Below are 26,586 nucleotides of genomic sequence, written 5' to 3'. Positions count from 1 at the left end.
GAGGATGACTTCGAGGCCGACGCCGACGTGGCCGACGCGCTGGCGGCATTCGGCGCCCCCGAGGACGTGCTCGATGCGGTGCGCGCGCGGCCGACCGGCGAGGATTTTTTCTACTACGCCGACAACGAGGAATCCCTGTTCCTGTTCTTCGACGTGGCTACTCAGTGGAACTACGTGGGCACCATGGCCGGCGTGGTGCGCACCGGCCTCAACTATCCCGGCGTCGACAGCGTCATGAGCAAAAAGCGATATCGACGCAAGCGGCTGGCGGCCCTGTTCGCGGATCTGCAGCTGATGGAGAAAGCGGCGCTGCAGGTCTTTATGGATGAGGCCGAGGCGCGGCGCCAATAGCATCAACACCCGCTGCGGCGGGTGCTTTCAATTGAGGGGAGGGGCCTGTGTCCGAGCTCGGAAACATGATGGTCAGGTATCGGGCGGACCTGACGGACTACAACCAGGGCATGGCGGCCGGCGCGGCGACCGCCAAGAAGTTCGGCCGGGACGTCGAGAGTTCCCTGCAGGGGGTGGCGACCCGGGCCGATCAAAGCGCGGTCGCTGTCGCCCGCAGTGCGGACCGGATGGCGGGCTCGATGGGCCGGGTGGTGGAGTCCACCGACGCGCTGAACCGCCGCTTCGACGGCCTCATGCGCACGATTGGCGGCATCGGCCTGGGGCTGACCATTGCGGAGATGGTCAGCATGTCGGATGCGGCGACCAACCTGTCGGCGCGGATCGGCCTGGTGTCGTCGTCGGCGCAGGGGGCGGCGCAGACGCAAAGCGCGCTGTATGACGTCGCGCAGCGCACGCGCCAGCAGTGGGCCGGGGTGGCGCAGACGTACTCCTACCTGGCCAAGGCCGGGCAGGAGATGGGCGCCAGCCAGGACAAGATCCTACGCGTCACGGAAAACGTGTCCAAGGCGATCGCGCTGAGCGGCAGTTCCGCGGAATCGACGCAGGCCGCCCTGGTGCAGTTCTCGCAGGGCCTGGCCAGCGGCACGCTGCGCGGCGAAGAGCTGAATTCGGTGCTGGAGCAGGCGCCGCGCCTGGCGCAGGCGCTGGCCGATGGACTGGGCGTCTCGATCGGCGAGCTGCGCAAGCTCGGCGAAGCCGGCCAGCTGGTGCCGGCGCAGCTGCTCGATGCGCTGGACAAGGCGGGCAAGCAGCTGAGCGCCGAGTTTGCGCAGATGCCGATGACGGTCGAGCAGTCGTTCACCCAGTTGCAGAATGCGCTGATGAAGCGCATCTCGGACATGAACGAGGCCTCCGGGGTGTTCCGCAAGCTGGCGGACGGCGTGTCGTTCCTGGCGACCAACCTGGACTATGTCACGGCGGCCCTGACTGGCCTGGTGGCAGCCAAGGCGGCCGATTGGGCGCTCAATGCGGCGTCGTCGTTCGCTCGCAAGGCGGACGCCGCTCTGTTGCTGAGCCAGGCGACCCGGCAGCAGGCGACGGCGACCCTGCTGGCGGTCGAGGCGGAGGCAGCACATACCGCGGCGGTCGCTGCTGACACCACGGCGGTCTCTGCTGCCATCGGGGTGGCCCGGGCGGAGCAGATGGCCAAGCTGTCCAGTGCCAATGCCTCACTGCAGAGCGCGGAGGCCACCATTGCCGCCGCGACGGCCACTGGCGCTCTGTCCGGTTCGCTGCGCCTGGTGCGTGAGGCCGAGCTGCAGGCGACCGCGGCCACGGCGGCCCGGTCGGCCGCGCTCGCCGAGCTGGCGGTGCTCGGCCAGCAGCAAGTCCGGGTGAACCTGGAGATTGCGGCGGCCACCGAAGCCAATGCGGTGGCGCAGCGCGCGCTGGCGACGGCGCAGACCGCCGCCGGTGCCGGCGCCGGGCTGGCGACCCGGGCGCTCGGCCTGTTGGGCGGCCCCTTGGGCGCGGTGGTCACGGTGCTGGGCCTGGGCGTCACGGCCTGGGAGATCTATTCGGCGCGGCAGCGGGATGCGGCGCGCGAGGCGGTCGATTCGTCGGGCAAGCAGGTCGCGGTCAGTGGGCAGTCGACGCAGCAGATCATTGACGACCTGAACAAGCAGATTGCCAAGTACCGGGAGCGCAACGAGATCCGCGACGGCACGCCGGCGGGCGATGGCGCCAGGCTGGTCGACCAGAAGAAGGCGCTGGCGGATCTGCGCGCCAAGAATGCCGCCCTCACGCCGGAGCAGCGGGCGGCCAATCCCTACAACCCGAACCTGCTGGATGAGGCGCGGCTCGAAAACGCCCTGGTGGCCGCCGAGGCTGCCATGCGTGCCGAGCGCGTGCGCAAGCTGGAAGCGGACAACGCGAAGTTCGAGAACCAGCTCAAGGGGGTCAACGAGAACTACGAGAAGTACGTCACCACGCAGAAGGCGCTGCTGGCCGAGGGCGCCATCAACCTGACGACCTACACCGCGCGCGTCAAGGTGGCCTATGACAAGTGGGCTGGCGGGGCCAAGGACGCGGAGGAGGCCAACAAGGCCTTCCAGAACGCGCTGGGCGGGCAGATGGCCGCGATCGAGCAGCAGAGCAAGCTGCGCGAGGATGCGCTCAAGCGTGAGCTGGCCAATGTCGAGCGCCTGCGCCGGACCGGGCAGATCACGGAAACCGAGGCGCTCACGCGCAGCTATGACGCGCGGCAGACCGCCCTGGAGGGCGAGCTGGAGCAATCGAAGCAGCTGGAGGACCTGGCCGCTGGCAAGAAGGAGCTGGCGGCGCGCGAGAAGTACCGCGGCGAGCGCGTACGCATCGAGGCCGAGCTCAAGAGCCTGGGCCAGGAGCGCATCAACGCGCTGCAGGACCAGACCGATCTGCTCTACCGCCAGCAGACCGATCTCGACCAGAAGACGCTGCTGGGGCTGGAACAGCGCATTGTGGCTGTGACGCAGGAAACGCTGCTGTATGGGCGCCTGCCATCGGCGATCGAGGCCGTGACCGTGGCGCGCCTGCAGGAGCGGAGGGAGGCGATCGCCATGCTGGATCCCATGAGCGAGCAGCTCAAGGCGATTGACGCGGAGATCGAGGCACGCCAGCGCCTGCGGGATGCGCTCTACACCAAGGAAGCCACTGAGGCGCGCTATGACCAGGCGAAGAAAACCGCAGAGGAATGGAAGCGTGTTTATGACGAGATCGGGCAGGGGCTGACAGATTCCTTTTTCCGGGCTTTCGAGGCGGGCAAGGACATGGGCCGCACCTTCGTGGATGGCCTCAAAAACCTGTTCAAGACCACGGTGTTGCGTATTCCCTTCCAGTACGTCCAGGCGGGGGTGAATGGCGCGCTGGGGTTCAGTGGTGGCCCGGGTGGTGTTGCCAGCGGCTATGGCAGCGGTGGGGGAATGGGTGGTACATCCAACCTGATGCAGATGTCCAACCTGCTTGGCGATGCCTACGGCGTCAACGGCATGCTGGGTGGCCTGCTGGTGGGCAACTCGGGCGCGTATGGCGCCATGGTGCCCGGCTTGACTGTCGGCAGCCAACAGGCCGCCATGCTGGCTGCGCAAACGGGCGAATTCGGTGTCGCCGGCTTGAGCGCGACGGCCAGCTCGGGCGGATTTGCCTCCGGCGCCGGTAGCAGCATGGGCTCCTGGGTCAACGGCGCCTCGGGCTTGTGGGGTGCCGGTGCAGGTATCGCCGGCGGGATGCTGGGCGGTGCCCTGTTCAATAACAAGGGCTATTCGTCCTTGGGTGGCAGCCTGGGGGCAGTCGGCGGGCTGGCGGTGGCAGGGTCGAGCGCGGCCGCGGCCAGCGCCGTGGGGGCCAGCCTGGGCTCTGCGTTGCCTGTAGTGGGCACGATCGCCGGTGCCGTCATTGGTGCTGCGCTGGGCTCGCTGATCGGTGGAGGCGGGGAAACCCGCTACGGCGCCGGCTATAACGTGAATGGCGGCAAGGCCAGCAAGGGCGGTGGGCCGTCCGGCGGTGATCCGGCGGCCGACCAGGTGACGAAGGCGATCGAGACTACCTATGGCTCGCTGCAGTCGCTCACCGAGCGCTACGGCGGTTCGCTCGACGGCACCGGCGGCTATCGGGCTGGCTGGGAAGTCAGCCCCAAGAAGGGCCGCTCCTTCGTGTTCGCCGGCCTGGGGCAGGACAACCGCGTTGACCTGTCCGGCGAGAAGGATGCCGGCAAGGTGCTCGAGGCCCTGAACCTGCAGCTGCAGCGCTCCATCATCCAGGGCCTGCAGAGCGCGAACCTGGATCGGCCGTTCAAGGACTACATCGATAGCATCGACGCCTCCAAGCTCAGTGCCGATGATGTCCAGGCTGTGCTGGCCACGCTCGACAGCCTTTACCAGTTTGCCGACGCGGTCAAGAAGCTGCCATTCAAGGGCTTTGCGGACCTGTCGGCCTCGGCTGCGCTGGAACTGGCCAAGGTTGCCGGCGGCATGGAGGCGCTGACCTCGGGGCTCAACAGCTATTTCCAGGCGTACTACAGCGCGGGCGAACAGCAGGCATTTGCCAGGAAGCAGCTGGCCGCCCAGTTCGCCGCGCTGAACGTGGCGATGCCGCAGAGCAAGGCGGCATTCCGCGCCTTGATGGAGGGGATCAACCTCAACGACGAGAGCGGCCGCAAGCTGTACGCCACGCTGCTGGGCATCGCGCCGGCCTTCGCGCAACTGACCGAGGCGCTGGATGCCTTCGGCAAGCAGGTGCGGGAGTTCCAGGCCTCGCTGGACCTGGGCAACCTGTCGACGCTGACGCCCGAGCAGCAGTATGCGGAGGCCCGGCGGCGCTATGAGGAAACCTCGGCCGCGGCGCTGGGTGGCGATGCCGACGCGCAGTCGAAGTGGACGCAGATCGCGCAGGCCTTCCTGGAGGCCTCCCGCGCCTACTACGCCAGCGGTGGGCAGTACGCCGCCGACTACAACAGCGTCAAGGGCTTCAAGCCGGACGGCTCCCACGCTAACGGTCTGGCGTACGTGCCGTTCGACGGCTACCGGCCTGTGCTCCACGAGGGCGAGCGGGTGCTGACCCGGGCGGAAAACATGCGGTTCAACCAGGCGCCGAACTGGTCGGAGTTTGGCCGTGGCGGCAGCGCTGCCCTGGTGGCGGAAATCAAGTCGCTGCGGGCCGAGGTGCAGGCGCTGCGCAATGACAGTCGGCAGCTGACTGCGGCTCGCATGCAGCAGGCCGAGGAAAACCACCAGGAGGCCGTTGCGGTAGCCGGCAAGGGCAACCGGCTGCTCGATGAAATGATCAATGAGAGCAAATCATGACGATTGCGATAGAGGTAAGCGCCTGGCGGATCTCGGCCGCGGCGGTGGAGGTGCTGCGCTTCGCCAGCGCAGGCTTCACCACGCGGCCGACCGATACGCCGGCCAATGCGTATTTCGAGGGCCGCCTGGTCGAACAGCCGCGGCTGTCGCGCACGCTGTTCGACCGGGCCACCACCTACGGCGCCTCGCGCGCTTCGGCGGGCAAGATCCGGCTGCTGAACACCGATGGTGGCCTGGACAACCTGGTCACCGACTATGCGTTTGATGGCCGGCCTTTCACCGTCAAGGTGGGGCAGCCGGGCACGCCGGTGTCCGGCTGGGCGACGGTGATGTCGGGGCTGCTCGATGACGTGAGCGCGGATGACGGCGCCATGAGCCTGCAGGTGCGCGATCGCCTGGCATTCCTGGGGCGGCCCCTGGCTCGGCCGAAGTATGCCGGCAGCAATGTGCTCCCGGATGGCGTGGAGGGCACCAAGGACGATCTCAAGGACCAGTACAAGCCGCGCGTCTATGGCGGCGTGTTCAATGTGCCGGCCAAGGCCGTCAACACCTCCAAGCTGGTCTATCAGGTCTCCGACCAGGCCTGCACCGTGACCGTGGTCTATGACAACTGCGTGGCCCTCGCGCGCGGCGCTGACTATGCCAACCAGGCCGACCTGCTGGCCACCGCGCCGGCGGCCGGCACCTTCCGTTGCTGGCTGGGCCTGTTCCGGCTGGGATCCATGCCGGCCGGCCAGGTGACGGCGGATGCCGGCACTGCGGAGCAGCGCGCCGGGGCGCTGCTCAAGCAGCTCGCGCTCGATGGGGAGATCCCGGCCGGCGACATCGTGGATGCCGACGTGACAGCGCTCAACGCCGCCAACAGTGCGCCGGTGGGGGTGTGGGTGGACAGCGAAGCCAACACGCAGACGGTGATGGATGAGCTGGCCAACGCCATCGGCGCCTGGTACGGTTTCGATCGCCTCAACCGCCTGCGCATGGGCCGGCTGACTGCCCCGACCGGCGTGCCGGTGGCGCGGTGGTCCGTCGACGCGGTGACCAGCCTGGTGTTGCGTTCCGCCGGCGTGCCGAACTGGCGCGCGGTGGTGCGCTTTGGTCGCAACTACACGGTGCAGGCGCAGCCAGCCGGCAGCGTGGCGCAAGCGCGCAAGGCCTTTCTGGCGCAGGAATACCGGCAGACGGCCGTCGAGGTGGTGGCGGTCAAAACGGCGTGGCCTTCCTCGGAAGAGGTGACATTCGATGCGGCGCTGGTCGCCGAAGCGGATGCCGCGGCCGAGGCGACCCGGCGCAGCGCGCTGTACAGCGTGCGGCGCATCCTAGTCGACGTCGAGGTGCCGCTGTCCGAGTTGGGCGACCAGGTCGACCTGGGTGTGGTGGTGGCCCTGGATCATCCGCGCTACGGGCTCGCCGGCCGGCTGCTGCGGGTGATCGGATTGGATGCCGGTGTCGATTCCGATACCGTGAAACTGACTTTGTGGGGGTAGGGTGGCGAACGTTCTCCTAGCGCATCCCAATATCACCGACACCGGCACGCTGAGCGGTGGCAATTGGCAGATCTCGCGCGACAACCTCAAGGATCGCCAGCTCTCGCGCGTGGCCCGTACGGCGACGGCGAGCAAGGCCGACACGCAATTCACGCTGGATCTCGGTCGCAGTCGCCTGATTTCCGTGATTGCCGTCGTCCGGCACAACCTGTCCACCGCGGCCAAGTGGCGGGTGAGGGTGGCCAACAATGCGGGCTTCACCAGCACGGTCTACGACAACGCGGTCACGGTGCCACCGGACGGCGGGCCCAGCCTGCTGATGGACTTCGCCACGCAGACCTACCTGGCCTGGGATCCGGACTGGCAGCTGGCCTGGCCGACGCTGTTCCCCACTAGCGTGCTGGAATGGGAGGATGACAACTTCTGGGCCGGCAGCATCACCGAGGAGGAGCGCAAGGAATATCCGTCCCTGTTGCTGGCGGTGCTGCCGAAGCCGGTGGCCGGCCGCTACCTCCGGGTGGAGGTCGACGACGAGACCAATCCGGATGGCTATGTCGAGTTCGGGCGCCTGTTCGTGGGGAGTGCCTGGCAGCCGATCTACAACGCCAACTGGGGCGCCTCGATCGGCTGGGAGACCGATACCGGCATGCAGCGCGCCATGTCCGGTCAGCCGTACTTCGATCGCAAGGCTGGCCGTCGCGTCACCCGCTTCGAGCTGGGCTACCTGACCAAGGATGAGGCCTTGGGGCGCATCTTCGAGATCCAGCGCAAGGCCGGCATCGATGGCGAGCTCCTGCTGGTGTGGGACAAGGACGATGCCATCCACCTGCTGCGCCAGTCCTACCTGGGGCGCCTGCGCCAGCTCAGCCCGATCGCGCGCGTCATGGTCGGCAATCACAGCAACGCTTTTGAAATCGAGGAACTCTAATGACGAGCGTGACTTTTACGCCGGACGTCGGCGGCGACAACATCACCATTGACGACAGCGACAGCGCCACCACCGGACTCGGCAACGGTGGCCACCGCACGCGCTTCATGATCGCGCTGGCGCAGTTCATGAAGGTGGTGCTTTGGGTGAAAACCACGGCGGCGCTGGTGCTCGGCTACCGCGATGCGGCGGCCACCTCGGCCGGCCAGGCGCAGACCTATGCCGCGGCGGCGCAGTCAGCGGCCGGCGTGCCCGCCCTGGCCGGCAATGCGAACAAGTTCCTGGCGGTCAATGCGGCGGCCAACGGCGTGGCCTGGGTGCAGTCGCTCCCGGCCCTGACGATGAGCCATACGCAACCGCTGGTGCGCTACGTGGAAACTGACCAGGCCGGCGCGGTGGGCGTGTTCCAGACGCAGGTCGAGGGTGGCGCCTATGCCCTGCTGCGCAACACGGCGGCCGCGCGGGACTTCAGCACGTATGTCGCCGAGCACCAGGTCAACAGCGCCGGCCGGCACCTGTTCGGTGGCGCGGCGGATGACGCGCTGTACAAGTTCATCTTTGAGGGAAGTATGCGATGCAACGGGGCGCTGGTGGCGACCGTCAATGTGACATATACCTCGGATGGACGACTGAAGGAGGATGTCAAGCCGATCGAGCAGGCGCTATCGAAGGTAGAACGTATGCGTGGCGTTTCCTATGTGCGTAACGACCTTGAGGATCGCCGGCGCTTCGTGGGTGTGATCGCGCAAGAGATGCGCTCGGTGCTGCCGGAAGCGGTGCAAGAGGGTTCCGATGGGTATCTGGCCGTCGACTACTGTGCGCTCTCGCCGGTGCTGATCGAGGCATTGAAAGAGCTTGCTGCCAGGGTACGCCAGCTCGAGGAGGTGCGAGCATGACCTTGCCTGCTGTACCGCCAATTTCGTTTCAGGACATCGCCACAGAGCTGCGGCTGTTGCCGGGTGAAGGTCTGTCGCTCAGCTGGGACAACGTCAAGCGCCTCCTCGGCATGAGCCGGCTTCATCCTGGGCCCATCTCGCTCTCTGACTTTCTAGGCAAGACACGGCCTTGGTGGGGGTTGGTGCCGGTCAGGCAAAACGACATCCCAGGGACCATGTGGTACAGCTGGAATCAATCGGATGGCGGGCTGGCGGCGGCAGTGGATCCGTACTTCGGCAACATGCCGATTACCGCGATCATGTCAACTGTCTCTGCCTCCGGGAATGACACGATCGTTAATTTCCAATCGGATCCCGGCTTCCGCAACAACATTAAGGCGCAACTGCTAGACGACAACTACAACGTGGTGCGGGAGGTGGTGCTCACCTACAACGCGCAGGCTGTGGTCCAGTGGAGGTCGGCCACCTTGGGCGGGGGAGACACCAGCACCTGTCTGTTCGTCGCAACCGGAATCTTCATGGTCAATCTGATCAAGCTGTAGCGCCTCGCGCGTTGAATCAACCTCGCCACCTTCGGGTGGCTTTTTTCATTTTGGAGGACTGCATGCCTGCAGAAGACAAGTACCGGTATCACCGGCAGGAACTGGATTCGCCGTCGCGCGACTACTATGCGGCGAACAAGAGCGACACCGTCGACTTCGCAACCTTTGCCCGTTCGGTTTATGTCGGTACGCCCGGCGACGTTATGGCGGTGCGAGAAGACGGCGTTGCGGTGCTCTTCAAGAACTGGCCCGGCGGCATCCTGCCGATTCGTTGCATCCGCATCAACGCAACGGGCACTACCGCTAACGACTTCGTGGTGCTGTGATGCGGCTCGGCATCAGTTACAGCGTAACGATGGCAGGCAGGGGGCGGTACGACGTGTTGGACTTGGCCCAAGGCACGATGTCGCTCAACTTCGTCGCCGTCAACGATCGCACCATGACGCTCAATTTCGTCGGGCAAGACTATCGGAGCTGGGACGATGATCCGGCTTGGCCTTATGGGCTACTCGGCATTTTCAAGGTGAAAGCATAATGCTGTCTCAAAAGACACTAGATCAATGCGTGCAGTTCACGCGGACAACTACCCGTTATGTGATGGGTCCGAATAGCCGCTACGTTCCGGTTGCGATCGGTGTTCCGGCAATGGCATACGATGGCATTACGGGCCTGGCGCGGGGTTACTCGGCGCAGCCTGCGCGTGCCAATAGCATTTGGCCTAGCCGCATTTCGATTGCGACGACGTATTACGACGTAACGGAAGTGCCGTCCATGTTCTCCGATGGCATTCAAAAGGCCTACCGTTACAAGCATGTCGCGGTTGGCATGCCGCCGATGAGCCCGGACGCCGGCGCGTCGTTGGCTTCGACGGCTACGCCTTCGACTTCGCCATATTGCGCCAGCATGATTATTGAAATCGTGCCGGGCGTAACGCCGTCGTCGGCAATCGATCTGAACTTCTACCAGACCTCTCCAAGTTCACAGATCTGGACCGGTGTTCGATTCGTGCCGAATACGCAGGCCATTTCGTTAAACGGACCGGGGGCGAACAACCGCTCCTATGGCGCCTACAAGATCGCCAACGTTGGGCCGAATGGCGGCGAGGTATGGCGGCTCTACGTATCGGTCATTCAGCAAGCCAATCAAACGCTGATGGTCTATCCCTACGTGTCGGGTACGCCGATGGGCGAGGAAATCATCGTGCATCACTGCAGCATGGAGGTGGGCGCAATCGTGCCATCACCCCCAATCGTTACCACCACGGCGCAGGTAAGCCGCGGACTTGACGGGATGCTACAAACGGACTTGTCAAAGCTGGCATATAACGCTGCGGAATCCACCGTATTGTGCGACTTCACGCAGCCGCGATTCCCGCACACCACGCTCACCGCTTGGGAGTTCGGGGACAACACGCTGCAAAACCGCTTCTATCTCGGCCAGCTCACGTCAGGCGGGGTGGTTCTAGGTGGGACGTATGGCGGCACGAGCCTGGTAACGGTTGGGGTACCAAACACCGGTGTCATCCAGCCGGGGACTCGCGTGCAGACGGCGGTATCCGTTAAAGGCACTGTCGCAAAGCTTGCGGTGAATGGAGCGATTTATTCCGTGACAACTGCTGGCATTCCGCCCTGCAGCCGGTTAGGTGTCGGCGGGATCAACACCAATGCTTCCAATAGCCTGGGCGGAGATATTGCGCTGTTCGAATATATTCCGCAGTTCAAATCCGATGCCGAACTGATTGCCTTTACGACAAAGCCATGACTTATAGCGACTACTTCCTGCGCGCCGATACGGCGGAGGAGCTTCTGGCGGTTGGCGAGCAATATGCCGAGCCGGAAGCCTCGTTTGACTACATCGGCCAGATTCCGGCCACGTATGACGCCGACGGCGTGCCGCTGACGCTGCAGCCTGGCTACTTCGCCAATCTCCGGATGGCTCGCCCTCTCAACCCTGGTGAGCTGTCGGAGTACACGCTGGCTCCTCCGGAGACGCCTTACCGGGTGTGGGCCGCATGAAACTCTGCCTGCGCCCTCTCTGCCTGGTGGTGCAGACGCGCCACCTCATCCCGGCTCGCTTTGACGGCTACACGGTCGGCCCGGTGGTGCTGGTGCGGCCCGGTACCAGCGCCGCACTGCTGGCGCATGAGCAGACCCATGCGCGGCAGTTCTGGCGCTGGCTGGGCTGCAATGGCCTGCTGTACCAGGTCAGCCGCCGCTGGCGCTTGCGCCTTGAGCTGGAGGCCTACCGCGCGCAGCTGGCCGTCGCCGGCCTGCCGGCGGCGCTGCCGCTGTCCGCGGTGCTGGCCAGCCACTACGACCTGGACATCACGCAGGAGGAGGCCTACCGCCTGCTCACGGCCTAGCACGCCAGCCGCACCACCATCGACCACCCTGCGGGGTGGTTTTTTCTTGCCCGCCGCATGCGGGCTTTTTCAATTCGAGGTCATGGATAAAACAACCTTTCAGAAGGCGGCCGGCATCAACGAGGCGCTGGCCGATCGCTGGTGGCCGCACGTCGACGCCGCGCTGTTCGAGTTCGGCATCCTGCTCCCTCACCGGGTGGCGGCCTGGATTGCCCAGGTCGGCCATGAATCGAAGGGCTTCTCCACCCTGGCGGAGTCCTTCGATTACTCGGTGGGTGGGCTGATCGATACCTTCGATAAGCGGCTCTCGCCGGCGCTGGCCAAGACCCTCGGCCGCCAGGCCGGCGAGCGCATGGTGCCGCTCGAGCGCCAGCAGCGCATCGCCAGCATCGTCTACGCCGGGCGCTACGGCAACGGCGATGCCAGCACCGGGGATGGCTGGCGGTACCGCGGCCGCGGTCTCAAGCAGATCACGTTCAACGACAACTACATGGCCTGCGGTCAGGCCCTCGGCATCGACCTGGTCAGGCAGCCCGAGCTGCTCGCCACCGACGACCGGCTGGCGGCGCGCTCGGCCGGGTGGTTCTGGTTCGCCAACGGCTGCAACCAGCTGGCCGACGCCGGCGACCAGCGCGCCCTGACCAAGCGCATCAACGGCGGCTACAACGGGCTGGACGACCGCATGCAGCGCTACGTGCGGGCCACGCAATGCATTCAAGGGTAAAGGAGCCCCATGCAAGAACCTGAGAAGAGTCTGTTTATGTTGGTGGGGGTGGGCGCCATGATCGGCCTGGGCAAGCTGCTGGCCAGCGACGAGACGATCACCGTGCGCCTGGTGTTCGGCCGGGCGGTGATGGGGGCCGCGGCGTCGATGGTGGCCGGCATGGCGCTGATCCAGTTCCCCGGGCTCAACCCGGTGGCGCTGGTGGGGTTGGGCAGCGCGTTCGGCATCGTCGGCGCGCAGGCCCTGGAGAGCTACTTCAAGCGCAGGCTGCGCCAGAGCGAGGGCCGGCATGGCAAAGGCGCTTGAGTTTCTCGCCGCCTGGAAGAGCCGCCTGCTGGTGGCTTTTCTGATGGTGGCCGCCGGCGCGGTCCTGGGCGGATCTGCCGCCTGGTGGCTGCAGGGCAATCGCTATGAGCGTGCGCTGGCCGAACTGCGCGAGCAGGTCGCCGGCGAGCGGGAGGCTGCCGCGCGAGCGGAGGCCGACCAGGTCACGAAGTACCGCGGGCTGGAGCGCGCGGCCGGAGAGGCAATCACGGCCGTGGTGAAACACGCCAAAGAGGAGAGAGATCGTGAAGAAATCGCAAAAGCTACTGCTCGCGCTGAGTACCTGTCTGGCGCTCGCCGGCTGTCCCTCGCCGTCCGTTCCTGTCAGGCCGGCGCCGGTGGCGGCACCGCAGATCCCGGCGCTGCCGGCGGAGCTGGTGAAGCGCGAGCCGAACTTGCTCCGGAGGCTGCAGCAGCTCTCGACGGCATCGCCCGGGACGGCGACCGCGGGATCCGCGACGCCAATGCCTGTATCGACGCCTACAACGCCGTCCGCGGCACGTTGAACCAGGCGCAGCGGTAAAGACAGGGCGGCCACTGTCGGTGTTGGAGCACCGGCGGTGGCCACCGAACACACTGACATTACCAGTGAGCCCAGCCAAGGCCCTGCCACCTTCCTAGGAGGCGGGCGAATCATACCAAAATGTGAAAGGCTCACCACAATGGCAACACCCATCATTCCCTGGCTCGGTGGCAAGCGCCGCCTGGCCAATACCCTGCTTTCCCGCTTCCCGGCGCACGAGTGCTATGTGGAGGTGTTCGCCGGCGGCGCCGCGCTGTTCTTCATGCGGCCGCCGGCGGCGGTTGAGGTCATCAATGACGTCAACGGCGAGCTGGTCAATCTCTACCGCGTCGTGCAGCACCACCTGGAGGAGTTCGTGCGCCAGTTCAAATGGGCGCTCACCAGCCGCACGGTGTTCCAGTGGCTCAAGGACACTCGGCCGGAGACGTTGACTGACATCCAGCGCGCTGCCCGCTTCTACTACCTGCAGCAGGCTTGTTTCGGCGGAAAGGTGGCCGGACAGACGTTTGGCACCGCAACCACCACGCCGCCGGGATTGAATCTCCTGCGACTGGAGGAGAGCCTGTCTGCCGCCCATCTGCGCCTGGCCAGCGCCTACATCGAGCAGCTGGATTGGGCGGCGTGCATCGCGCGCTACGATCGACCGCACACGCTGTTCTACCTGGATCCGCCCTATTGGGAAACAGAGGGCTATGGCGTCGATTTCCCGCTCGAGCAATACGTGCGCATGGCGGAGGTGATGCGCCAGCTCAAGGGCAAGGCCATCGTCAGCTTGAACGACCATCCGGAGATCCGTCGCATCTTTGCGCGCTTCCAGATGGAGACACTCGACATCAACTACCAGGTGGCTGGCGGCGACAAGCTGGCTGCACGTCGGGAGGTGATCATCTACAGCTGGGATCGTGCTGCTGAGCCGGCTGGCCTGTTCTAGCCACAGGGCAGTCGAAATGGAAGGCCGGCGTATCGCCGGCCCTGGGTTCGTTACGTTACATCGTGCGTCGCATCTTCCAGCCCTCCGCCGTACAATCACACCTCCTGAAACGAGCATTGGGATAGGCCCAAAAGCATCAAAGGACCGCGAGAATGAACATCGAGTATGGAATCGTGAGGTCTACAGTCAGGCTACTTGCCTGTGCCGGTGGTAACGTCCACTCAACAGGTACAGGCTTTTACTATAAGGTCGAGCACGGGGGTGTCGGCAAAATCCTCATCTTGACGAACAAGCATGTTGTCGCTGGCGCAGACTCGATTCGCTTCGTCGCTTCCACAGCTCCGTCGATCAACGATCTCGACGAAGTCCACCAGCCGCGCGGCCGAGTTGACCAGACTTTTGAAGTCGCCTTGCAGGGCAACCTGTATCCGCACCCTGATTCGAACATTGATCTTTGCGGCATTGACGTCACAGTACCATTTGGTCTAGTGGTACAGGCTGGGCTTCAGCACAGAGCCGTGCTGCTCGATTCACACTGGATCGCGTCTGCCGAAGACTCCCTGCGAGACATCGAGCACGTGGTCGTCATCGGTTATCCCATTGGTATATGGGACTCGCACAACAACATGCCGGTGGCCAGAATGGGGACCACTGCAACTCACCCTTTGGCCGCATATCAGAATCGTCGAGATTTCCTCTTGGACATCGCTATCTTTCCTGGATCAAGCGGTTCACCAGTATTCGCTTACCAATCCCCCTTCTACACGCTGCCAGATGGCTCCATTGCACCAGGATCTAAGGTCAAGCTACTCGGTGTCATATGGGGGGCAATTGAACGCACGCAACAAGGTGAGGTCCGAGTGGAGGAAATTCCCTCAGCGGCACGGCAGATTGCGAACTTCAACACTTCCCTGAATCTTGGGGTTTCCTTGCATGCTTCTGCAGTCAAGGAAATTGACTCGCTGATCTTCCCGCAAGCGCAAAGCTCTTGACACTTCCTTCTGTCGGCCAGATCTAGCGAGTGCCCATTTTGGCCGACGATGCGACGGACGCGGACTGCACGAGAGCGTCGCCGGGCCCATTGGGTCAGGTAGGCGCGACGGCAGTCGCTATTTGGGGTAGCCGTCTGCGGGGCGCCTGTGATGTGAGCGAATGGAAATGCAAAAACGCCTCCAAGGAGGCGTTTTTGTCTATTTGGTGATCTATGAGCAACATTTAGCCGTCATTGTTGGGCCAAGCTGTAGTCACGATGGTCTCCGGGCGGGGGTTAAAATGGGTTCGTGTGTCGATTTAACGTTTTGAGAGCCAGGAAGTCAAGCGATTGCGAAAAGCCCCTGCATCAGTTAGGTGTTCTTCATAACTCTCAGCACTCGCGCCTGGATGGACCTAGCGATCGTGTCTGGAATATCTTCCGCCTCATCTAGAACATCTGCAATGCGTGTTGCAAGTGACGCAGAAGACTCTTTTTGGGCGGTGACAATGTAGATTTGAAGAAGTGTGTCGAGTAGCAGTGCATCTGCTTCGGGGGAGTCCGCTGCGGTCTCAATAGTCGGCAGGTACCTCTCCAGGCCGTCCACCAAGGTATTTCTGAATTCGTCGTTGGTATCCAAGCCCAGATACTCGAGGGCGTAGTAGGCGAGGTTATTCGCGAGGTCAGCGCTGTCCGGCGTTAGCGCGTAGGCCAGCAACGTAACTTCGTAGGCCTTGCGGTACAAGGTGAGGCGCTGTTGCACATCTCCCGCGTCAGTGCGGTATGCGCCCTTTTCCCAGTACTGGTAACCCAAGAGCTTGGGCAGCGCCGTGGAAATGTGAGTGTAGTCCGGCAGGGGCAGATTGTCGTCCCAACTTTGTTTTGCCTTGCTTGCTGCCGCAATTTGTTCGACGTCGCCCAGCGCATCCTCGAAGAGTCGTATTGCATCGTCGGTCCGTCCCAGCTTCGAGTAGGCTTGGCCGAGACGGAATTTGACCAAGGGAAAGTTAGGATACTTTTCGCTGAGGTCTAGATAGATGCCTACGGCGTTCTCAATGCTCTCGCTGGAATTGGTCGAAAGCAAGCAGAATGCGGCATTCAATGTGACGTAGTACCAGTACAGCTTCAGGCCTTCTCCCTGCAGTTCGTTCTCGCATTCCTGTGCAATCGACGAAAAATACTGGGACGCTTCGAGATAGCGCAGCGCGCGATCTTGCTTGCTCAGTTGCTCGGAGGCGCACTTTTCTCGAATCAGTCGACCGTTGGCGTACTGATCAATATAGGGCTGGGGGACATCCAGTTGCTCAAACCGTCGCAACACGTCGTCGTCTGACTCCACGGACAAGATCTTGCCGGCCTTGGTGCTCACCGTCGCATACTCGGACGACATTTCCTTAATGGTGTCAGCGTAAGCCGCGCAAGCATCGGTGAACTGTTTGAGCACCCTGAGATGCGGGCCAATCAGGGCTTGATTTCCAGCGAGCGTCAGTTCCTTGCCAGACCGTGCCACGTAGCCATACTTGTGGTCGATCTCGCCCCATGCGTCTTCAAAGACTGTCCGGATCTGGATCTCGATTGGCAGCAGATACTCCGGCCCGATGTCGGCGCACTTCACTACGTGCTTGCCAACGCGACATACGATATGCAGGCTTGAGTACCCTTCTTTCGAAGAAAGCTTCGCAAACTGCACACGCCGTTGATCAAGTGTTTCCTTGATCAGGAGGTTGAAGGGGGAGCTATCGAGCTCATTGTTGTAGACGATGATCTCTTCCAGGCTGGCTTTCTTCACTGGATTGGGCATGAGCTCAACTTCATGTTCGATGATGTCGAGCACCTTCGTCAGAATCTCCGGAAGGTCTCGCCGGAACAATGTGACGAGGCGAATGCCAATGACGTCGGTGATCGATTCAAGTTGATACTCAGGTTTCGTTTCGCGTTTGCGGCCAACTTTCTCGACAAGGCGGTTCTCCGACTTGACCCTCGCGCGCACCGCGTAGCAGGCCTGCTCGATTCCTGTGTCTGCAATTGCGGACCTCACTCGCTCTAGCGCTTCTTTGGCACGCCCCTCGATGCGCAGCGCCTTATTCTCCAATGCTTCTTTTGTCATTTGTGGTCTATTGTGGTTTTCCTGTGCCTGTGGCAGGCTGCGGCCGATTTCTCCGGCGAATCTTGTAATGTACTGAAAACTGCGCACCCTTGCCAGCCGTTCCAACGACAGGATTGCCGGTCGCCGCGCTAGGCCGCTTTGGGCTTGAAGTGCAGTAATTTGCCCTTTTCGGCCACGTCAGCGGGATCCAGATTGGTGTACCGCTTCAGGTTCCGCCAATCCTTGTGGCCGGTAACGGCCGCGACTTCGGGGATGTCCCAGCCGGCTTCGAACAGCTTGCTGGTGGCCTCGTGCCGAAGGTCGTGCAGGTGCAGATCGGCTATTTGCTTCCCGTCGCACGCCCACTTGAAATACTTGCTGGCCGTGCCTGGCACATAGGGAAAAATCCGGTCATCGGGGGCGTTCCGAGGCTGGCGCTGGATGATCTCAAGAGCATCACCGATGAGCGGCACCAACTCGTCATTGCCTTGCTTCTGGCGGGGGTCTTTCCGGTCACGCACCAGCACAAGGCGGCGAGCTTCGTCTAGGTCGGTCCATGTGATGCGGAAAATCTCGCCCCGGCGGAAGGCAGATTGCATCAGGACGCGGATGATCGCCTCCATGGGCAGCTTGTGCTCGGGATGCTCGCGGAACCAGGCGAAGATTTTTCCTAGCTCGGCGGGGGAGGGGCGGCGCTCGCGCTTGCCCCCAGGGCCGACCAGCTTGAGGTGGTTTAGGGCGGGCCAGGCATTTTTCACTACATCGGGCAGGGCGAGGTCTTGAATGCTGCTCATATGGCGCATGACCGTGCCGAGCTTGGAGATGTCCATGCTGATGGTGTACGGGCCTGCGCCGGCGGCTTTCCGATCCTGAGCGAATTTGAGGATGTCCTGAGTCGACAGGCGGTGTGCCAGGTGGTCCGCAAAGGCCAGTTTGAGCTTGCGGAGCATGTACTCCTCGTTGGACTGCAGCGCTACAGCGCGGCCCGATTTCTCGCGTGCTTTCCGATAGTCATCGATGAGGGTGCCGACCGTGAGGCTGGCGGCCACGCGCGGCGTCTCAATGTCCACTTCTGAATTTTTCGCCCACGCTTGCGCTTCTGCCTTGGTGCGAAAGGTTTTTGATATACTCCGGCCCTGCTTCCGGATCTGAGCGCGCCAGCGCTCCCCGATCTTGAGGATCGATGCCATGCGGTCTCCTGTAGCAAATCTGTAGCACGCGCTGCGTGAAATGTGATGATACAGGATGATGCAAAGTGATAAGTTCGGTGTCGACCAATCGCCCGGAAACCCAGGCAGGATAAGGCTAGAGCCAGTCCTGACAAGGGTTTCCAGCTACTGGGCAGAACCTATCCGCTCGCCGTAGTTCAATGGATAGAACACGCGCCTCCTAAGCGTGAAATGCAGGTTCGATTCCTGCCGGCGGGACCATAATGAAGTCCGCAGAAGTTCTCTGAAGTTCTCCACCCCTAAATAAATCAAGGCATCCCGGGCATTTGGCGTTTGCCAAAGTTCGCATTGTTTCGAGCAGAGACTTGGAAATGACAAATCCTGAGATGACGAAGAACAGATCCACGCCGCTCCGTAGGCTTGTGGCATGGACGGCTTCGTAAAACCAAGCCGGCGCCGGGAGAGCAGGGTAGTAGTGCTGGACCAGGATGAACGCGATCGAAATCCCGCGAAGCATCTGAATTTCTTGGTTCTTCCCGTGCGGCTTCTCGGCCGTCATGCGTAGGATCCTTTTTTGGGCGGCGTATTGTATTACGAACGGCGTTGTCGAATTTGAACTCGGCTGCCTGAGCCCCCGGCGCCCGTGTTCTGTTCGGAAATACGCTATCCTTCCGCCGTCAAATTAGACGTCCGGGGGACGGCGCGTGGCATTACAGGGTGAAAACAGGGGTGGCGGGCCCATCCTCTGGGTCGACAACATCAAGTTGCTGGCGATGTTGGGGGTGATTTCCTTCCATTTCTGGCTGTTCTTCAACAAGCGGACTACTGATCCGCTGCACTTTCTATCCAGCGTCAAGGCCTTCTTGTCCATCCCGTTTGAGTTGGGCTGGCAGGGGAATCAGTTATTTTTCGCGGCAAGCGGCTTGGGGCTTGCTCTGTCGTGCATGAGGAAGCGTCCGAGTTGGACGCAGTTCATAGTGGCCAGGGCATGGCGGATTTACCTGCCATACTGGGTCACCATTAGCACAATCCTCATCTATCAAGCCGCTATGCGCTGGGCAGGAAGCTGGGATGTGCCCTATGTGTTGCCGAAGAGCGCTCAGGAGTGGGTCGCCAACGTGTTTTTGCTGAACATAGGCGGAACCACCTACCTTTCCACGCATCATTGGTTCCTGTTTAGCCTGGTGGTTTTGTACGTGGCGTTCCCGTTGTTCTTCGCTCTATGCAGGAAACTTGGCGTGTTCGCGCTTGTCGTCACAACGTGCATACAGGCGGCTGTGCTCAAGTTCCCTCCGGACCTTGGTGTACTCACGCCGTTCACGTATATCTCCTTTGTGATGGGATCTTTTTGCGTCGGTATCCTCTTCGGCATTGCTTTGCACGAGGATCGCCAGAAGCTTGAAAGTCGGCTGAGGAAGAGTTGGCCGATTGGTTTGGTCCTTTGGCTCGCGGCTACGTTGATGAGCCTGTACAACATCGGCGCCGCAGCGGTCGACCCGCTGATTGCCATCAGCGGTTTCATCTGCGTCTACCAGATAGCCCGGCTACCGTGGTCATTTGCTTGGCTGAACAAGCTCAGCTTTGAGATCTACCTGGTGCACATGCCGTTCGTCGGCTTCTATCGGCATTTCTTCGGATTCGTCGAGCAGCCGTTGTGGGCGATCTATGTCTTCTACCTTGTTTCCACGGTGGCTATGGCCGCGCTCGTCCACATGCTGGTCGTCCTGGTGGAGGCCGGGCTGCGCCGTTTGCGAAGTAGCGACAAGGGGCTTCAGCCAGCCTCCTAATACTGAGACTCTGAACTATCACCATGCCGCCCTCGGGCGGCTTTTTTACGCCCGCGTCCTGCGGGCTTTTTCATTTCCGGGGTCACAAATGTCCGAACCAATCAGCGGCAGCGCCGCAGCCGGCGCTGCTGCCTTCAAAGCCTTCGGCGGCCCGGCGGCGGTTGCCGCCGGCGCCTCCGGCCTGGCCGCCCTCGTAGTGATGATGATGATGATGATGATGATGATGATGATGACTCCACGAAGCCCAAGAGAGTGGGCGGTAGGGCTGATTTCTACCGTCGTTTCCAGCGTCGCCGGGGGCGCGGCCGTCGTGCAGAAGCTCGGGCTGCAGGCCTGGACGCATGATTACATCGGTCTGGTCGCACTGTTCGGCGTCGTGTTCGCCTGCGGCCTGCCGGGCTGGGCGGTGGTGCGCTGGCTGTTCAACTTCATCGAGAAGCGTCGCGACAAGGACCTGGCCGAGGTGGCGGAGGACGTGCGTGACGCGGTGGCTGGGGCGAAGCATGGCTGACCCGCTTATCACCGCGGTGCAGCTGCACGCCATCATGCCGCTGGCCGGCGCGCGCGCCGATGTGTTCGCTGCGCCGCTGGCCACCGCCATGCTGCAGTTCGAGGTCAATACGCCCACACGCGCGGCCGCCTTCGTGGCGCAGGTCGCGCACGAGTCCGGGCAGTTGCGCCTGTTACGCGAGATCTGGGGCCCGACGCCGACGCAGCGCCGGTATGAGGGCCGGGCGGACCTGGGCAATACCGAGCCCGGCGACGGAAAGCGGTTCATGGGGCGGGGCCTGATTCAGGTCACCCGCCGCAAGAACTATCTGCTGTGCGGGTTCGGGCTGCACCTGGACCTGCTGACGCATCCCGAACTGCTGGAACTGCCTGTGCACGCGGCGGCGTCCGCCGGTTGGTACTGGCACACCCATAGCCTGAACCGGTTCGCCGACGCTGGCGACTTCGTGGGTCTGACGCGAGCCATCAACGGCGGGATCAACGGTATTGCGGAGCGGCGCGCCTTCTGGGCGCGCGCCAAAACTGCATTGGGGGTTTCATGAGCATCCTATCGAAGGTCCTTCAGGACTCACCGGGCAACGGGCTTTCCTTCTGGTGCCCTGGCTGTGATAGCCCGCACCATATCCAGCACGGTGCCGGTGACGGACCGCGTTGGGGCTGGAATGGCGACGTGGAGCGCCCGACGTTCACGCCGAGTGTGCTGACCTGGTGGGATGAGCCGGCCGCTGCAGGCAACCCCGATGAGCTGCGCGCCCAGGTCGCGCGCAAGCGCGCCGATCCGAGTTATCAGATCCCGTACGTCAAGAAGACCTGCCACAGCTTCGTGACCGATGGCCGCATCCAGTTCCTGGGCGACTGCACGCACGCGCTGGCGGGCCAGATCGTGCCGCTGGCCGAGTTTCCGGAGGGGTGGGGCCGCTGACGGCCCCAAGTTTTCTTTCAGCCTTCCCAGTTTTCTTTCATTCCAGCCGCCTTCGAACGGTTTTTTTTCATTCGACTTGCCGTTCCCGCTCTGGATCACCCAGAGGAATGCGCGGGAAGGCTACCAGTTCAGTCCCACGGAGGTGATCCACCATGCCGATTCTTGACGCTATCGGGGCGGTCATCAAAGCCGTCTTCGCCACGCCGCAGCGGATCTTCTTCGTCGCGGTGCTGGTGGTGCTGGCGCTGGCTGGCGGTTCGGTGCTGGTCTACCGGCACGAGCGTGACGCTGCTCGCGCCGAGCTGGCTCAGGCCTTGGCCGACCTGGTCAAGGCCAAGGGTGACAACCGGGCGCTGGCCGGATCTCTGACCACCCAGAACGCCGCGGTGGCTGCCCTTGAGGCGCAGGCCAAGCTGCGGCAGTACCAGGCAGCGAAGGCCGACGCCGAGGCTCAGGCAGCTCAGTCCAAGTACACGCTGCTGGCCGGCAAGATCCAGGCGCAGGTGCCGGGGTCGGACCTGTGCGCATCGCTGCATGGATTGCGCGAGACCTTTATGACCGAGCGGGGGAAGCTATGAAGTGGCAACTTGCGCAAAAACGCAATTTCGCGGCGTGTGCGGTACTTGCGGTGCTTCTGCTGGCCGGCTGCGCCGCCGCGCCGCAGATGATCGAGAAGCCGGTGGAGGTGAGGGTGCCAGTGGCCGTGCCGTGCGAGACGCCCGAGATCCCCGAGCCGGATTGGCCGTTGGCGAAGGTGCCGGAGACGGCCGGCGACTTCGAGTTCTTTCGCGCGGCGCTGGCCGAGCTGGCGCTGCGCGGGGGGTATGAGGTCAGACTGAAGGCAGCAGTGGCGGCGTGCCAATGAGCGCGCAGCCGAGCAGGGGAAGCGGCTGACAGACCTGGAGAATGAAGTTCGGGCGCGGGGCATTCTGGGCTGAGAGAGGTAGCGCTCCCTTGGCCTATCAACGGCCTCCTGCCAATCGCTCAATGGTCAAGATGCCAGCGCGCATCTTTTCAGCGGCCGATGCATTCGAGGAATGGACAGTGATTCGCGGCGGGACGAAGTCCCTAAGCGCCACGGCCTCCTCAATCCACAGGATGACGTCGTAGCCGGTCCCGCGCTCATCGTCTCCAAGATCATGGTCGAGGCTCAGATCGGTGACCTCACCGGTTTCAAGTAGTGCTATTGTTTCTGATGGCCAATACGCTCTCGTCCAGCCCGCAGGCGTGGGGCGTTCGTCGTCCAAGTAGACCTTCATCGCTCAAGCCTCCACGAACCCGGCATGTTGTCGGGCGGCGCGATCGTGGTAGCCCGTGGCCGCATCGACAACCTCGCGCTTGCAAGTATCAATGACCCTTTGGCATTCGCGAATTATCTCAAGGCTCTGTTCAAGGTCGAGACAGCCGCTTGGATCGGTCATTGGGAATGGATGGCCCACTATAGCGACTGTCATCGTGCTACTGTCGAACTTCCGCCTAGGCTTGCTAACCGCCAGTCCCAGCTTGCATGCGTGGCCAACGATTAGGCTAGTCCACATGTCTCTGAGACGGACTTGCTCCGCAGGAGTAGAAACGTCTATCTTGAAGAACAGTTTGTTCTCACGATCGCTGAGCACTACCCGCAAGTAAATCGCCGCGCCATCGACTTGCACCTTGTCTCCGAAATAGCCATAGTGCCCCCCGGTCTGATCGGGGCAATACTTCCATGATCCGCTGTCTAGGTCTCGCTTGAGGCGCGAGAGGAAGCCGATTCGAGCGTTCTTCCCCCATTTCTTCACTGGAATAACGGGATAGCCCTGGACTAAGGTCTCGATGCGCTCGAGGTGGCATGCGAAGTCCTCCAGAATGTCACTCTTCAAGCGTCCTTGACGTCCGCTCTCGGTACCAAGTAGATCAATCAGATCACGCCGATGCAGGACATGATAATCCGCATCCGTGACAGGAGAATAATCGCACTGATCTCCAGTCTGAAGGTAAATCAGTACCGAATGCGCTATGCGGTCCCGCGCCTTTGCGAGGTGGTTCTTATATCGATGAAGCTGATTACTGTGCTGCTTGGTTCCGACTTTATCCTCTATAAGAATTACAATTTCCTCGTTGATCCAACACAGGATGTCGATATTTGCTTCCTGCTGGACGACGCGGACTCTTCTGACCTCCTGTGGCTGAGGGCAGGAGGCGCTTCGTGAAAGGAGTGACCGGACGAAGGCCTGGCCGAACGCATGCAATTCTGGACAAGAATCGCGGAAATGGACGTCCGCCACTGCCAGGATCCAGCAGATTACCGCGTCCTGAGACAATTCGGACGTCGCGTACTTGAAGAGGTTTGGTCGCATTGCTGCAACTGGGAGGGCATCTTCGAGGGTGTTCCTCATCAGTGGGGGGTGGTCATCCATCGGGAGTGTCATTGGTGCTTGTCCTTGGCCGGCTTCGAGAAGCCGGTGTCATGTGCGATTCTGCCAGCAACCGGCGCGCGAGCGGTAACGGCATTGTCAAGGCAGAGTCGCCGTCCGGCATAGGGCAGGACACAGCAGTGAAGGATGCACGCAAAATGCATCTCGATGACCGCGCTTGGAGGCTGCTTTCAGCTAGGCTCGGTTGTTCACTGGGCACTAGGTGACTGACCGCGATGGGTAGGCCAGAGCCATTGAGTCTTGACCGCATCTACCCCACCAGCCTGTCATTCTGGAATAGGAAAGGTATCCTACAGTGCGAAAGACGAGGCCGGCTATTCCGTCGCTTTGACCTGATAAAGGAGAAAATGTGGCATCCTTCGCATAAAAAGAAGGGGTCACTTGAACAAATTCCTACTGGTCGCTGTCGCGGTCGCCGCCGCCTGGTTCTACTTCAAGCAATCTCCCAAGGCCGAACAAGCTGCCCAGCCTGCTGAACCCATGATTGAAGCGACAGCACTTCCGGCAGCTTCGCCGGTCTTTCAATGTCAGGGGAAGCAGCACTGCAGCCAAATGACTTCCTGTCAGGAAGCTCGCTTCTACCTGCGCAATTGCCCTGGCGTGAAGATTGACGGTGACGGAGACGGGATCCCCTGCGAAGTGCCACCACTGCAGTGTTCATAGATGGCGGTGGCACAGCGCGCGCCGTATTAGATCCGGCTGGAGGCCGCCGTGGCCGCTTGTCAATTAGCGCGCGGCGGAGCAGGGGAGGTGGCTTGGCGAATCTGGAGAACGAGTTGGGGTAAAGCGTAGGTACTCTGGTGCGCTGATGGTAGGCACCTTAGAGGGAGAAAGGGGTGTAGGCGCAGGGAGATGGCGCCTACACCTCGGAAAGCAACAAGGGGTCCAATCTGTTGCCATCGCTAATGATAATGCGTCGCATCAACAGCTGGTACCCTACTAGTGATGGGCGCGCGACGGAGTGCGCCGGCTCATGGACCTGGCGGACGAGGTGCGGGCGCGCTGGCGGTAAAAAAAAGCACCCGCTGCCGGGAAGGAGTGGGTGCTGAAGGAAAGACGGGGCAATCGCGTTTGCCCGGCATCACTCTAGTGGAATTAGGTCCGAGGGAACATAACTCTCTCGATGGGATGCGCAAGGCTACTCGGCAGCTTTTGCCCGCGGCGCGCGCGGCGCCGGCGCAGCGTCCATTAGCTCGGGGGGGTAGGGCCGCATGAAGCTGTGCGCCCGCTCCGGATCCCGACACGTCAGCCAGTCACCCCACTCGGCGCGCGGCACGATGACGATCATCCGCTTCTCCTTTCCGGGGGCGTGGAAGCGGTTCACCAGCGGATGCTTGTCCGAGTTGATGGTAAGCATGGTGAAGCTGAACACTTCCGCGCCGTCCTCGTCCGGCCAGGCGCGCCACAGCCCAGCGATGGCAAACTCAGGCTCGTCCTTCAGCCAGATCCGCCAGCGCACGGACTTGGTCCCGCTCTCATAGTTGGGCTCGTAGAACGAACTGGCCGGCACCAGGCAGAGCTGGCCCTTCTTCCAGGGCCCTGAGAACGACCGCTTCTCACCGACTGTTTCCGATCGCGCGTTGGTCGTGTCGAATTTGGCCCCGCCGGGCGGGATCCGGGTCTTTGGCACCATACCGAATGTCCCCACCAGCGCCTGTCGGCCGCCACCGTTGCTGACGATGAACGGCGCGGCAGTCCGGCCGGGTCTCCAGCGGATAGTCGAGCTGCGGTGGCTCGACGCCGAACACATCGCGCAGCAGCTGGCGCTGCACGGGGGCGTAGTTAGTGCAAATCCTCATCTCCTTGCGGGGCGTGAGCGGCAAACCTCGCCCGTGCCTTGAGGCGCCTTCAAGGCACGGCCTGGGATCATCCGGCCGGTGAATCGGTGGTCATGGCGGCGAACCAGGTGTTGGATCACCTTCGATAAGGCATCTCAATCGGGCGGCGTCTTTCCTACCGATCCCGGACTGGAAGATATTCAACAACTGCAAACGCGTCAGCGATGTTCATGTTTCACTCGGCAGCGGGTGTCCTGTTGTTGCCTGTGCGCCGTGTTGGGCAAACTAGAAGCGTGGCAAGCGATGGGCGATACACCGGCCGGCAGGACGCCATGTCCACATGCAGGTGATAGTTCGCAAGCAGTTGGCGCATAGAGTCGGTGAAGTCGATGCCATCCCATAGTGCGGAGATTTCGCCCCGATGGGACATGACTCTTTCGTTGATGATCCGCTGGATGGCTTCGTTGCGCCCAGGGCCTGAAAGGTTCGAGATCGGGTAGACGAACGGGGGGTTGTCTGGCCATTGCGGAGCGAGGTACCCCACCGGACCGTTCACTAGATTGAGAACCAGCGACTTCTGCGGCAGCTTGGGAAGCTCGGTGGAAAAATACAGGTTCCCATCCATCGGCGTTCTTCCCCAGTTCGGGGATCTCGTCAGGATGGCGGCGGAGCCATATACCAGCACCGCAATCCAGAGTGCTTTTCGTCGGTGGCCGCTATCGATCGCTTCCCCAATTACCATACCCGCCATCAGGATCGACAGTATCTCCAGCAGGATGGCATATCGGTAAATGCCAAACATCGTCATCCAGAACAGGTACATTCCGACAAAGGTGATGCTGAGGAATAGCTTAAATTGAGATTGGCTGTCCACGGCGCGATTTCGAAGCCAGAGGGCCGCAGATTTTGAAAGCCATAGTAGGGCGATGACCCCGCCAATCAGCAGTCGCGGATCACGCATGTTCTCTTCTGTGTGAAGCCGATTCTTCTCAAACGCAGTCTTTATCGGGAACCAGAGATATTCGACCCATGTTCCCGGCAAGAACC

General features: G+C 62.3%; 28 protein-coding genes, 1 tRNA gene and 1 pseudogene. 24 read left to right on the top strand and 6 right to left on the bottom strand.

The window, feature by feature from the left end; translation table 11 throughout:
• The first annotated feature begins 27 nt into the window (after positions 1-27).
• The 16 genes from AC1DKD_RS04350 (at position 28) to AC1DKD_RS04275 (ending at position 14,895) form a co-directional block, all read left to right on the top strand.
• Positions 28-351 (top strand): DUF1799 domain-containing protein, encoded by a 324-nt coding sequence (locus AC1DKD_RS04350; RefSeq protein WP_477142988.1) that lies wholly within the window; start codon positions 28-30, stop codon positions 349-351.
• 47 nt (positions 352-398) lie between these two features.
• A complete protein-coding gene (locus tag AC1DKD_RS04345; RefSeq protein WP_477142987.1) occupies positions 399-5,189 on the top strand; it encodes a tape measure protein in 4,791 nt (1,596 codons plus the stop codon).
• Positions 5,186-6,673 (top strand): hypothetical protein, encoded by a 1,488-nt coding sequence (locus tag AC1DKD_RS04340; RefSeq protein WP_477142986.1) that lies wholly within the window; start codon positions 5,186-5,188, stop codon positions 6,671-6,673. The genes AC1DKD_RS04345 and AC1DKD_RS04340 overlap by 4 nt, the downstream gene beginning before the upstream one ends.
• A 1-nt stretch (position 6,674) precedes the next feature.
• A complete protein-coding gene (locus AC1DKD_RS04335; RefSeq protein ID WP_477142985.1) occupies positions 6,675-7,601 on the top strand; it encodes a hypothetical protein in 927 nt (308 codons plus the stop codon).
• Positions 7,601-8,497 carry a tail fiber domain-containing protein gene (locus AC1DKD_RS04330; protein WP_477142984.1) on the top strand — a complete coding sequence of 299 codons (897 nt, stop codon included), beginning with the start codon at positions 7,601-7,603 and terminating at the stop codon, positions 8,495-8,497. The genes AC1DKD_RS04335 and AC1DKD_RS04330 overlap by 1 nt, the downstream gene beginning before the upstream one ends.
• Positions 8,494-9,039 carry a hypothetical protein gene (locus tag AC1DKD_RS04325; protein ID WP_477142983.1) on the top strand — a complete coding sequence of 182 codons (546 nt, stop codon included), beginning with the start codon at positions 8,494-8,496 and terminating at the stop codon, positions 9,037-9,039. Before AC1DKD_RS04330 ends, AC1DKD_RS04325 begins: the two co-directional genes overlap by 4 nt.
• 62 nt (positions 9,040-9,101) lie before the next feature.
• Entirely contained in the window at positions 9,102-9,365 is a 264-nt protein-coding gene (locus tag AC1DKD_RS04320) for a spike base protein, RCAP_Rcc01079 family (protein ID WP_477142982.1), read from the top strand.
• On the top strand, positions 9,365-9,574 hold the full coding sequence (locus AC1DKD_RS04315) for a hypothetical protein (RefSeq protein WP_447429498.1): 210 nt from the start codon (positions 9,365-9,367) through the stop codon (positions 9,572-9,574). The genes AC1DKD_RS04320 and AC1DKD_RS04315 overlap by 1 nt, the downstream gene beginning before the upstream one ends.
• Complete coding sequence (locus AC1DKD_RS04310; RefSeq protein WP_477142981.1) at positions 9,574-10,800, top strand: hypothetical protein; 1,227 nt, start codon at positions 9,574-9,576, stop codon at positions 10,798-10,800. Before AC1DKD_RS04315 ends, AC1DKD_RS04310 begins: the two co-directional genes overlap by 1 nt.
• Complete coding sequence (locus AC1DKD_RS04305) at positions 10,797-11,054, top strand: hypothetical protein (RefSeq protein ID WP_477142980.1); 258 nt, start codon at positions 10,797-10,799, stop codon at positions 11,052-11,054. Before AC1DKD_RS04310 ends, AC1DKD_RS04305 begins: the two co-directional genes overlap by 4 nt.
• Positions 11,051-11,401: a hypothetical protein gene (locus AC1DKD_RS04300; RefSeq protein ID WP_477142979.1), complete on the top strand. Its 351-nt coding sequence runs from the start codon at positions 11,051-11,053 to the stop codon at positions 11,399-11,401. Before AC1DKD_RS04305 ends, AC1DKD_RS04300 begins: the two co-directional genes overlap by 4 nt.
• An 82-nt stretch (positions 11,402-11,483) precedes the next feature.
• Positions 11,484-12,125: a glycoside hydrolase family 19 protein gene (locus tag AC1DKD_RS04295; RefSeq protein ID WP_477142978.1), complete on the top strand. Its 642-nt coding sequence runs from the start codon at positions 11,484-11,486 to the stop codon at positions 12,123-12,125.
• Between the two features lie 9 nt (positions 12,126-12,134).
• Complete coding sequence (locus AC1DKD_RS04290) at positions 12,135-12,431, top strand: phage holin family protein (RefSeq protein WP_477104052.1); 297 nt, start codon at positions 12,135-12,137, stop codon at positions 12,429-12,431.
• Complete coding sequence (locus tag AC1DKD_RS04285; protein WP_477142977.1) at positions 12,415-12,972, top strand: lysis system i-spanin subunit Rz; 558 nt, start codon at positions 12,415-12,417, stop codon at positions 12,970-12,972. The genes AC1DKD_RS04290 and AC1DKD_RS04285 overlap by 17 nt, the downstream gene beginning before the upstream one ends.
• A 139-nt stretch (positions 12,973-13,111) precedes the next feature.
• Complete coding sequence (locus AC1DKD_RS04280) at positions 13,112-13,903, top strand: DNA adenine methylase (protein WP_477142976.1); 792 nt, start codon at positions 13,112-13,114, stop codon at positions 13,901-13,903.
• A gap of 152 nt (positions 13,904-14,055) precedes the next feature.
• Complete coding sequence (locus AC1DKD_RS04275) at positions 14,056-14,895, top strand: S1 family peptidase (protein WP_477142975.1); 840 nt, start codon at positions 14,056-14,058, stop codon at positions 14,893-14,895.
• 351 nt (positions 14,896-15,246) lie between these two features.
• Here the strand turns inward: AC1DKD_RS04275 and AC1DKD_RS04270 are convergent, their stop codons facing one another.
• Both AC1DKD_RS04270 and AC1DKD_RS04265 read right to left on the bottom strand, forming a co-directional pair.
• Complete coding sequence (locus tag AC1DKD_RS04270; protein WP_477142974.1) at positions 15,247-17,085, bottom strand: hypothetical protein; 1,839 nt, start codon at positions 17,083-17,085, stop codon at positions 15,247-15,249.
• Positions 17,086-17,108: 23 nt separating this feature from the next.
• On the bottom strand, positions 17,109-18,149 hold the full coding sequence (locus tag AC1DKD_RS04265; RefSeq protein WP_477142973.1) for a site-specific integrase: 1,041 nt from the start codon (positions 18,147-18,149) through the stop codon (positions 17,109-17,111).
• A 165-nt stretch (positions 18,150-18,314) separates the two neighbouring features.
• Between AC1DKD_RS04265 and AC1DKD_RS04260 the strand changes: the two genes are divergently transcribed.
• The 7 genes from AC1DKD_RS04260 to AC1DKD_RS04230 all read left to right on the top strand — a co-directional run bounded on the left by AC1DKD_RS04260 (position 18,315) and on the right by AC1DKD_RS04230 (position 22,212).
• Positions 18,315-18,389 (top strand) — tRNA-Arg (locus AC1DKD_RS04260).
• 443 nt (positions 18,390-18,832) lie between these two features.
• On the top strand, positions 18,833-19,915 hold the full coding sequence (locus AC1DKD_RS04255; protein ID WP_441626882.1) for an acyltransferase family protein: 1,083 nt from the start codon (positions 18,833-18,835) through the stop codon (positions 19,913-19,915).
• Positions 19,916-20,003: 88 nt separating this feature from the next.
• Positions 20,004-20,426 (top strand): hypothetical protein, encoded by a 423-nt coding sequence (locus tag AC1DKD_RS04250; RefSeq protein ID WP_477142972.1) that lies wholly within the window; start codon positions 20,004-20,006, stop codon positions 20,424-20,426.
• Positions 20,419-20,967: a glycoside hydrolase family 19 protein gene (locus AC1DKD_RS04245; RefSeq protein ID WP_441626878.1), complete on the top strand. Its 549-nt coding sequence runs from the start codon at positions 20,419-20,421 to the stop codon at positions 20,965-20,967. The genes AC1DKD_RS04250 and AC1DKD_RS04245 overlap by 8 nt, the downstream gene beginning before the upstream one ends.
• Positions 20,964-21,347 carry a ubiquitination-like system serine protease family protein gene (locus AC1DKD_RS04240; protein WP_441626876.1) on the top strand — a complete coding sequence of 128 codons (384 nt, stop codon included), beginning with the start codon at positions 20,964-20,966 and terminating at the stop codon, positions 21,345-21,347. Before AC1DKD_RS04245 ends, AC1DKD_RS04240 begins: the two co-directional genes overlap by 4 nt.
• 152 nt (positions 21,348-21,499) lie before the next feature.
• Positions 21,500-21,925: a hypothetical protein gene (locus AC1DKD_RS04235; RefSeq protein ID WP_441626874.1), complete on the top strand. Its 426-nt coding sequence runs from the start codon at positions 21,500-21,502 to the stop codon at positions 21,923-21,925.
• Positions 21,922-22,212 (top strand): hypothetical protein, encoded by a 291-nt coding sequence (locus AC1DKD_RS04230; protein WP_441626872.1) that lies wholly within the window; start codon positions 21,922-21,924, stop codon positions 22,210-22,212. Before AC1DKD_RS04235 ends, AC1DKD_RS04230 begins: the two co-directional genes overlap by 4 nt.
• A gap of 97 nt (positions 22,213-22,309) precedes the next feature.
• Here the strand turns inward: AC1DKD_RS04230 and AC1DKD_RS04225 are convergent, their stop codons facing one another.
• Positions 22,310-22,606, bottom strand: coding sequence for a cyclic-phosphate processing receiver domain-containing protein (locus AC1DKD_RS04225; protein WP_441626870.1), 297 nt, complete (start codon positions 22,604-22,606; stop codon positions 22,310-22,312).
• Positions 22,607-22,609: 3 nt separating this feature from the next.
• Positions 22,610-23,743, bottom strand: coding sequence for a PD-(D/E)XK nuclease family protein (locus tag AC1DKD_RS04220; protein WP_441626868.1), 1,134 nt, complete (start codon positions 23,741-23,743; stop codon positions 22,610-22,612).
• A 399-nt stretch (positions 23,744-24,142) separates the two neighbouring features.
• Here AC1DKD_RS04220 and AC1DKD_RS04215 point away from each other — a divergent pair, with 399 nt between their 5' ends.
• Complete coding sequence (locus AC1DKD_RS04215; protein ID WP_441626866.1) at positions 24,143-24,424, top strand: excalibur calcium-binding domain-containing protein; 282 nt, start codon at positions 24,143-24,145, stop codon at positions 24,422-24,424.
• Positions 24,425-24,899: 475 nt separating this feature from the next.
• Here the strand turns inward: AC1DKD_RS04215 and AC1DKD_RS04210 are convergent.
• A pseudogene (locus tag AC1DKD_RS04210) lies at positions 24,900-25,554 on the bottom strand (SOS response-associated peptidase).
• 220 nt (positions 25,555-25,774) lie between these two features.
• On the bottom strand, positions 25,775-26,586 hold an 812-nt coding region (locus tag AC1DKD_RS04205; RefSeq protein WP_477142971.1), incomplete at its 5' end, for a hypothetical protein.

This window comes from Cupriavidus sp. 05T313 (assembly GCF_056396665.1).
This window is presented reverse-complemented; position numbering and strand designations above follow the sequence as displayed.

Coding starts and splice junctions, on each gene's coding strand:
- AC1DKD_RS04340 (WP_477142986.1), top strand. CDS start 5,186: ATGACGATTGCGATAGAGGTAAGCGCCTGGCGGATCTCGGCCGCGGCG.
- AC1DKD_RS04330 (WP_477142984.1), top strand. CDS start 7,601: ATGACGAGCGTGACTTTTACGCCGGACGTCGGCGGCGACAACATCACC.
- AC1DKD_RS04325 (WP_477142983.1), top strand. CDS start 8,494: ATGACCTTGCCTGCTGTACCGCCAATTTCGTTTCAGGACATCGCCACA.
- AC1DKD_RS04320 (WP_477142982.1), top strand. CDS start 9,102: ATGCCTGCAGAAGACAAGTACCGGTATCACCGGCAGGAACTGGATTCG.
- AC1DKD_RS04315 (WP_447429498.1), top strand. CDS start 9,365: ATGCGGCTCGGCATCAGTTACAGCGTAACGATGGCAGGCAGGGGGCGG.
- AC1DKD_RS04310 (WP_477142981.1), top strand. CDS start 9,574: ATGCTGTCTCAAAAGACACTAGATCAATGCGTGCAGTTCACGCGGACA.
- AC1DKD_RS04305 (WP_477142980.1), top strand. CDS start 10,797: ATGACTTATAGCGACTACTTCCTGCGCGCCGATACGGCGGAGGAGCTT.
- AC1DKD_RS04300 (WP_477142979.1), top strand. CDS start 11,051: ATGAAACTCTGCCTGCGCCCTCTCTGCCTGGTGGTGCAGACGCGCCAC.
- AC1DKD_RS04295 (WP_477142978.1), top strand. CDS start 11,484: ATGGATAAAACAACCTTTCAGAAGGCGGCCGGCATCAACGAGGCGCTG.
- AC1DKD_RS04290 (WP_477104052.1), top strand. CDS start 12,135: ATGCAAGAACCTGAGAAGAGTCTGTTTATGTTGGTGGGGGTGGGCGCC.
- AC1DKD_RS04285 (WP_477142977.1), top strand. CDS start 12,415: ATGGCAAAGGCGCTTGAGTTTCTCGCCGCCTGGAAGAGCCGCCTGCTG.
- AC1DKD_RS04280 (WP_477142976.1), top strand. CDS start 13,112: ATGGCAACACCCATCATTCCCTGGCTCGGTGGCAAGCGCCGCCTGGCC.
- AC1DKD_RS04275 (WP_477142975.1), top strand. CDS start 14,056: ATGAACATCGAGTATGGAATCGTGAGGTCTACAGTCAGGCTACTTGCC.
- AC1DKD_RS04265 (WP_477142973.1), bottom strand. CDS start 18,149: ATGGCATCGATCCTCAAGATCGGGGAGCGCTGGCGCGCTCAGATCCGG.
- AC1DKD_RS04250 (WP_477142972.1), top strand. CDS start 20,004: ATGTCCGAACCAATCAGCGGCAGCGCCGCAGCCGGCGCTGCTGCCTTC.
- AC1DKD_RS04245 (WP_441626878.1), top strand. CDS start 20,419: ATGGCTGACCCGCTTATCACCGCGGTGCAGCTGCACGCCATCATGCCG.
- AC1DKD_RS04240 (WP_441626876.1), top strand. CDS start 20,964: ATGAGCATCCTATCGAAGGTCCTTCAGGACTCACCGGGCAACGGGCTT.
- AC1DKD_RS04235 (WP_441626874.1), top strand. CDS start 21,500: ATGCCGATTCTTGACGCTATCGGGGCGGTCATCAAAGCCGTCTTCGCC.
- AC1DKD_RS04230 (WP_441626872.1), top strand. CDS start 21,922: ATGAAGTGGCAACTTGCGCAAAAACGCAATTTCGCGGCGTGTGCGGTA.
- AC1DKD_RS04225 (WP_441626870.1), bottom strand. CDS start 22,606: ATGAAGGTCTACTTGGACGACGAACGCCCCACGCCTGCGGGCTGGACG.
- AC1DKD_RS04220 (WP_441626868.1), bottom strand. CDS start 23,743: ATGGATGACCACCCCCCACTGATGAGGAACACCCTCGAAGATGCCCTC.